This is a genomic window from Gluconobacter vitians (assembly GCF_015244565.1).
Lineage (GTDB): Bacteria > Pseudomonadota > Alphaproteobacteria > Acetobacterales > Acetobacteraceae > Gluconobacter > Gluconobacter vitians.
Genome location: NZ_JABCQG010000090.1, coordinates 1 through 614 on the forward strand (window position 1 = coordinate 1; position 614 = coordinate 614).

Here is a 614-nt window from a genome sequence, read left to right on the forward strand (position 1 = left end):
GGTTATCTGCCGATGTCAGGCCAGATCCTGGATGCCACGCTGGTGGCTGCTCCAAAGCAGCGCAATACAAACGCTGAGAAAGCGGATCTCCGGGCAGGACGTCTTCCAGAAGACTGGCAGGACAAACCTGCAAAGCTGGCGCACAAGGACCGTCATGCGCGATGGACGCTGAAGTTCACGAAGGCAAAGCGGCAGGATGATGGAACCATGCCATCCAGTGACCTCGCCATCCCGTTCTTTGGCTATAAATCGCACATTTCTATCGATCGGAAATACCGGTTCATCCGGAAATGGAAAACAACGCATGCCGCCGCCAATGATGGTGCGCGATTGAAAGAGGGGCTGCTGGATAAAACCAACACGGCCTCAAGCGTCTGGGCAGACACTGCTTATCGCTCAAAAGCCAATGAGGACTTCATGGAGGAGCAGGGCTTTGTCTCAAAGGTTCATCGCAAAAAACCGCAGCTCAAGCCGATGCCCCGGCATATCCAGAAATCGAATGCAGGGAAGTCGGTGATCCGCTCCCGCGTCGAGCACGTCTTTGCCGATCAGAAATCGCAAATGGGTCTATTCATCCGAACTGTCGGTATCACCCGGGCCACCATGAGGATCGG

1 protein-coding gene is annotated in these 614 nt (G+C 54.9%); it reads left to right on the top strand.

Annotated elements, in window-relative coordinates:
* Window positions 1–614, top strand: a 614-nt coding sequence (locus HKD24_RS15195) for a transposase (protein ID WP_194260974.1), incomplete at both ends; no start/stop codon positions are given.